Raw genomic sequence first — 6,491 nt, forward strand, 5'->3', positions numbered from 1 at the left:
GTTAATAACAAAATGTAAAATATGAGGTAAAATAAAGGTTTAAACAAGCAATTTCTTTACATTTGTCTTAATGGAACACTTCGTAGTATCTGCTAGAAAATACAGACCGAAAACCTTCAAGGATGTAGTTGGTCAACAGGCCATCACTAACACTTTACTCAACGCCATTGAAAACAATCATTTGGCACAAGCATTGCTGTTTTGTGGCCCCCGTGGAGTGGGAAAAACAACCTGTGCACGAATTCTAGCAAAAAAGATCAATGAGAAAAGTGCCCAAAGTGAAGATGAAGATTTCGCCTTCAACATCTTTGAGCTCGATGCTGCTTCGAACAACTCAGTAGACGACATTAGAAACTTAATTGATCAAGTTCGTATTCCTCCACAGATAGGAACTTACAAAGTGTATATCATCGATGAGGTACATATGTTATCCTCTGCGGCTTTTAATGCGTTTTTGAAAACCTTAGAGGAGCCACCAAAACACGCTATTTTCATCCTAGCCACAACGGAAAAACACAAAATAATTCCAACAATTCTCTCACGTTGCCAAATTTTTGATTTTAAGAGAATTACGGTTACTGATGCCAAAGAATATTTAAAATACATTGCCGAGCAGCAAGGCGTGGAAGCAGAAGATGACGCACTTCATATCATTGCTCAAAAAGCTGATGGAGCGATGCGTGACGCTTTATCCATCTTTGATCGCGTTGTTAGTTTCTCAGGAAAGAATCTCACAAGACAAGCTGTTACTGAGAATCTTAACGTACTTGATTACCAAACGTATTTTGAAGCTACCGATTACATACTGGAGGGCAACATTCCAGAGTTACTAATTTCATTTAACCATATCCTTTCATTAGGATTCGACGCTCAGCATTATATCAATGGTTTAGCATCCCACTTTAGAGACCTTTTGGTGTGCCAAAATCAAGCAACCATTAGTCTACTTGAAGTTGGCGAACAGGCAAAACAAAAATATCTAGAGCAAAGTAAAAAAGCTTCAAGGACATTTTTAATCGAAGGAATCGATAAAGCCAATACCTGTGATATTCAATATCGCGGCAGTAAAAATCAACGGCTATTAGTCGAACTTTGCCTGATGCAACTAGCCTCTATCAATTATGATGGAGAAAAAAAAAAGCTAAACAATTCATAAGACCAGCTCGCAGTATTGGATCTCAGGCTACGGTTGCCAAGGTGAAAAATACTACAGAAAAACCCATTGCACAAGCTCAGCCAACCGCTCAACCTCTCCGAACCACTCAGAAAACTGAGCATCTTAAACCAACTCAGAATTCTTCCCCCAAGGTAAGGACAAATCCAAATGCTGCCAACAGAGTATCCGCCTTGTCACTCTCTGGCATCAGGAAGAAAAGAGAGCTTGAGCAAGCCAAAAAGCAACAAGTAACTGACCCAGATGATCTTCCAAGTGAGTCCTTTACGGAATCTAGCCTACAAAAACACTGGGAAGACTATGTGGCGCTGATTGACAAAGAAGGGCGTAAAATCCTTGGTTCAGCATTAGGCTCTACTACTCCATATAAAAAAGATGATCACATCATCTTAATTGAGCTTGCCAATGATACATTAAAAAAAGAGGTAGAAAGCGATCAATTTCCGCTGATGGAATACCTAAAAAAGTCAATGAATAATTATCAATTAGAACTTGAAATTACCGTTAATGAATCCATCACCCAGAAATACCATTTCACCGCAGAGGAGAAATATGCTAAACTTCAAGAACTAAATCCGCTCATTGACCAATTGCGAAAAGAATTTGATTTGGATCTTTAATTTTCGCATTCCTTTTTCAAGTCCTATATTTGCTTAAAATCATTGCTTATGTTAGGCTTAAAACTTCCTACCGACCCACGCTGGGTAAATATTGTTGAGAAGAACATCGAAGAGATTCTTACCGACCACGCATTCTGTGAACAAAAAGCGGCAAGCACTGCTATATCCTTCATTGTACAATTTCCAGAACATACAGAGTTGGTTCAAGAAATGACTGCACTGGTAAAAGAAGAAATCAGTCATTTCAAAATGGTCCATGATAAAATTGTGGCCCGTGGTTGGGTTTTAGGCCGAGATAGAAAGGATGAATACGTCAATAAACTAATGACCTTCTTTCCAAAAGGAGGCAGTAGAACAGAGTTTTTAGTAAACCGCCTCTTATATGCAGCACTTATTGAGGCCAGAAGCTGCGAACGCTTCCGATTGTTATCTCAAGAGTTAAAGGAAGAAGAACTCAGGGAATTTTACAGAAATTTAATGGTGAGTGAAGCCAACCATTACACTATGTTTTTAGGATTTGCACGTAAGTACCAAGAGGTAGATGTGGTGAACAAAAAATGGCAAGACCTTTTAGAATTTGAGGCACAAATTATGAAAGATCTTGGAAAACAAGAAACCATCCACGGTTAAACCGAATTAGTTAGTTCTCTAAATAACTATTTACTTGATTTTTTTGCTGACTATACAGTAGCTTTATAATCCCGTCAGAGAGACCTATTTTTGGAACGTGTAACTTTTTCGCACCACTCCATTTAAAGGCATTGAGATAAATCTGAGCCGCTGGGATGATAACATCCGCCCTATCGGGGTTAAGCCCTAAGTCAGCAATCCGCTGTTCATAAGTCAGCTCCTGAAGAAACTGATACTGTGAATTCAAATAGACATACGACAAGGCTTCACCGGGCTTACTTGCTGACATTTTAAAGAGTTTATTGATGTTCCCACCCGAACCGATAATATCAATTTTCTTATACCTTTTAGATGCCTTGGTGATCCACTTTTGAATCTCCGACCAAGTTTGTTTACTAATCATCTCATTTAAAAGGCGTACCGTTCCAACTTTAAAGGATTTAGATTCTACAATTTTACCACAATCAAATATGGTAAATTCTGTACTTCCTCCACCTACATCAACATAGAGATAAGTTTTTTCTTTGTCCAATAAACTATATAGATCCGTAGAGGCAATAATGGCCGCTTCTTTTTTACCATCGATAATTTCAATATCAATACCAGCTTTTTGTCGGATGATATCAACGAGTTCATTTCCATTGTTAGCCTCCCTCATAGCAGAAGTCGCACAAGCCATATAATGTTCAACGCCATGAACTCTCATTAACAACTTAAATGACTTCATGGTGTCGATAATTCGACTAGCATTTAGTTTTGAAATCTCACCCACAGTAAAGGAGTCTTCTCCTAATCGAACAGGAACACGTACTAAAGCGCTTTTTTTAAACTGCGTAGGACTATCAGGATACTCTATCACGTTATTAATCAGTAGTCTGACGGCATTGGAACCAATATCGATGGCAGCAAACTTTCGTATTTTCAACATCAACTCCTTATTTTTTAGTAGAGCCCTTATCAAAGATCTCTTTCTTTTTCACATAATAATCATAGGTAGCGAATTGTGAGCGAACCTTTTCACCATTAGGCTTTCTATAGGCATTATCCTGTTTTTCACTAAAGATTCTAGCCTTCACATTATCCTTCCAACAGATATCGAAGGTGTCCAAAAGTTCTTTCTTAATATCCTCATCGTAAATAGGACAACCCACCTCTACTCTGAAATCTAAATTTCTAGTCATCCAGTCCGCAGAAGAGATATACATCTTTGGATCCCCCGCATTACCAAATATGAACAATCTAGGGTGCTCTAAAAATCTGTCCACAATACTAATGGCTTCAATGTTCTCACTCATGCCAGAAACCCCAGGAATTAAACAACAAATTCCTCTGATTATCAGCTGCACCTGAACACCATTTCTACTAGCCTCATAGAGCTTATCCACCATATCATAACTGGTAAAACTATTCATCTTAATCTTAATAAACCCTGGTTTACCAGCCTTGACATTCTCAATTTCCTTATCAATCAATTTAATGAAGGCTCTTCTGGTATAGTGTGGAGAGACGATCAAGTGCTTGTACTTTTTAATTTTATAATTGGTTTCAAAAAAGTCAAAGACCTTGTTGAGCTCCTTTAAAATAGCTTGATCAGCGGTAAATAAAGTATAATCGGTATATATTTTAGCCGTAGACTCATTAAAGTTCCCAGTACTTATAAATCCATAACGTTTAAGTTTACCCTTTTCTTCAAGTCGTTCGATCACACATATTTTACTGTGAACCTTCAAGCCCTGAACACCAAAGATCATCTTCACCCCTTCTGATTGCAATTGTTCAGCATATTCAATATTGGCCTGCTCATCGAAACGAGCTTGCAATTCTATTTGAACCGTAACATCCTTACCGTTTTTAGCGGCGTTAGCCAAGGCACTTGCTACTTGTGAATTTTCAGCAAGTCGGTAAACTGTAATCTTAATACTCTTAACCTGGGGATCAATAGCTGCTTCTCTTAAAAACCGCACCACGTTTGAAAAGGTATGATAGGGTGCGTATTGTAAGTGATCCTTTTTAGATATCGCAGCAAACAAACTCCCCTGATGACTTAGTCCATGAACAGGTAAAGGTGGAAATTTCTCATACATCAAATCCTTTCTGCCTAAGCTAGGAAATCCCATATAATCCCTTCGATTGTGATAACGCCCTCCTGGGATAACGCTATCTGTATCATCAACTCGCATTTTCTCTTTTAAAAACTTCAAAGTATCGGGTTCGATCTCTTTGTCGTACACAAAACGAACAGGTTCACTGATTTTTCGATTCTTTACACTTGATGAGATTTTCTCGATAAAACTCATACTCAAATCACTATCGATATCAAGTTCTGCATCACGAGTGATTTTTATCATATGAGCTGATAAGGATTCATAATCAAATATGTTGAATATACTATTCAAACAATATCTAATTAAGTCGTCCAATATAATTAAATACTGTCGATCCCCTTGATTTGGAAGGACCACAAAACGATCGATGGTCTTAGGAATCTCTACCAAGGCATAACGAACAACTTTAGGAGCTTCTTCACTTACCTCCTCATGATGTTTCATAATCAATTTCACGGCAAGATATCCTGCGCTATCCTTAAGATTTGGGATCTCATCCAAATCATTAAGTAAAATAGTTACTAATGATGGACTTACTTTTTCGTAAAAATATTCTTTGATGAATTTACATTGATCCTCACTAACCTCATCTTCATTGATAATAAAAATATTCTGGTTCTCAAGCTCCTTTTCAATATCACTTAGAATTTTTAAACTCTCGGTTTGCTGGTTAATCACAATCTGAGTGATTTCCTCCATGAGATCCTTAGCCTTTGCACCACCTAAAACACTTTTCCCTGTCTTGCCCGACAAGGCGATTCTTTTAACCGTGGCATAGCGTACTTTAAAAAATTCATCAAGATTATTAGAGAAAATTCCTAGAAACCGAAGTCGTTCAATAAGTGGGACACTAGGGTCAGCAGCCTCCTGTAAGACTCTTGCATTAAAATGTAACCAGCTTATTTCTCTATTTATGTATTGGTTTTTTTCTTGATCCATTTATTGTAATAGCTTTGGAAATACGACGATTTCGGTTAGACCTTTATTTAATTGTTCCCAACGGGGCACCTCAAACTTCATTTGTACAACTCCAGATGTGGGTAGATTATCGATGGGTTTGCTTCCCAAAAAATTAGAAATTGATGTAAATGCGGGGTTGTGACCAAAAATCATAACACGATCATAGTCCTCGCTTAAATTTTTTATAAACCTTATTATAGGCTGATCAGAAAAACTATATAGCGTTTCAGATATCATAACCTTTTTAGGATCCACATTTAAACCACGCATAAAAATCATAGCGGTGTGTAATGCACGATTCGCAGCACTGCTATAGACCAATTCTGGTACCTCAATTCTTTCTCTTAGATAATTCGATACACTCCCAGCATCCTTTATCCCACGATTTGACAAGGGTCGGTCTCTATCCGAAACATCCCGATAATCCCAAGATGATTTTCCGTGTCTTATTAGAATAACTTCCTTCATATAAAGAACCTGTTTTATAATTAAACCCTGATATGAATGACTTAATTGACGAACGTATTATTTTCGAATAAAAAGCTAGACTACCATAACGGTGTTCCACTACAGTTTAATTATTCAAAAGTTCGTCAAAAAAGTTAGAGGGAGTAATGCCCGTAAACAATCAATAAATATCGTTAAAATTACGTATTTAGCCTACTGTTTTGATTGAAATTTTTCTAACTATTATAGGACATTAAAAATAAATTGAGATATAATATATCTTTTTGGTCAGTAATTATAATAATCCAAAATTATAGGAATTGACCAACTCTAAAATTTGAATTTTCTATAGCCAACACCTTATATATAGAGAGTGACTACCCACATACGGCAGATCCCATGCCCTGAGATTCAAGGAGCAACGATGTAGGTTACAATTACTTGTAAGGTTGAGATAACACTCCTCTTCGCTAAAATATTGAATTAGAAATAATTAGCATTAGGTTGTGATTTTATAAACCAGGGCGTAAAACCCATTGATCACGGCGTGTCGAT

Annotated in this window: 4 protein-coding genes and 1 pseudogene; 2 read left to right on the top strand and 3 right to left on the bottom strand. The window is 37.2% G+C overall.

Going from position 1 to position 6,491, the window contains the following annotated elements:
• Positions 1-70 precede the first annotated feature (70 nt).
• A pseudogene (gene dnaX, locus I215_RS09885) lies at positions 71-1,794 on the top strand (DNA polymerase III subunit gamma/tau).
• A 48-nt stretch (positions 1,795-1,842) separates the two neighbouring features.
• On the top strand, positions 1,843-2,424 hold the full coding sequence (gene miaE / locus I215_RS09890) for a tRNA-(ms[2]io[6]A)-hydroxylase (RefSeq protein WP_008991819.1): 582 nt from the start codon (positions 1,843-1,845) through the stop codon (positions 2,422-2,424).
• Between the two features lie 10 nt (positions 2,425-2,434).
• Here the strand turns inward: miaE and I215_RS09895 are convergent, their stop codons facing one another.
• Genes I215_RS09895 through I215_RS09905 form a run of 3 tightly spaced genes read right to left on the bottom strand, consistent with a single transcriptional unit; the run spans position 2,435 to position 5,957 of the window.
• Positions 2,435-3,352, bottom strand: a complete 918-nt coding sequence (locus I215_RS09895) for a Ppx/GppA phosphatase family protein (RefSeq protein WP_008991820.1) — start codon at positions 3,350-3,352, stop codon at positions 2,435-2,437.
• A 7-nt stretch (positions 3,353-3,359) separates the two neighbouring features.
• A complete protein-coding gene (ppk1, locus tag I215_RS09900; RefSeq protein WP_008991821.1) occupies positions 3,360-5,468 on the bottom strand; it encodes a polyphosphate kinase 1 in 2,109 nt (702 codons plus the stop codon).
• Positions 5,469-5,957, bottom strand: a complete 489-nt coding sequence (locus I215_RS09905) for a SixA phosphatase family protein (protein ID WP_008991822.1) — start codon at positions 5,955-5,957, stop codon at positions 5,469-5,471. It abuts the gene before it with no gap.
• Positions 5,958-6,491 lie beyond the last annotated feature (534 nt).

It is taken from the genome of Galbibacter marinus (genome assembly GCF_000300875.1).
Lineage (GTDB): Bacteria > Bacteroidota > Bacteroidia > Flavobacteriales > Flavobacteriaceae > Galbibacter > Galbibacter marinus.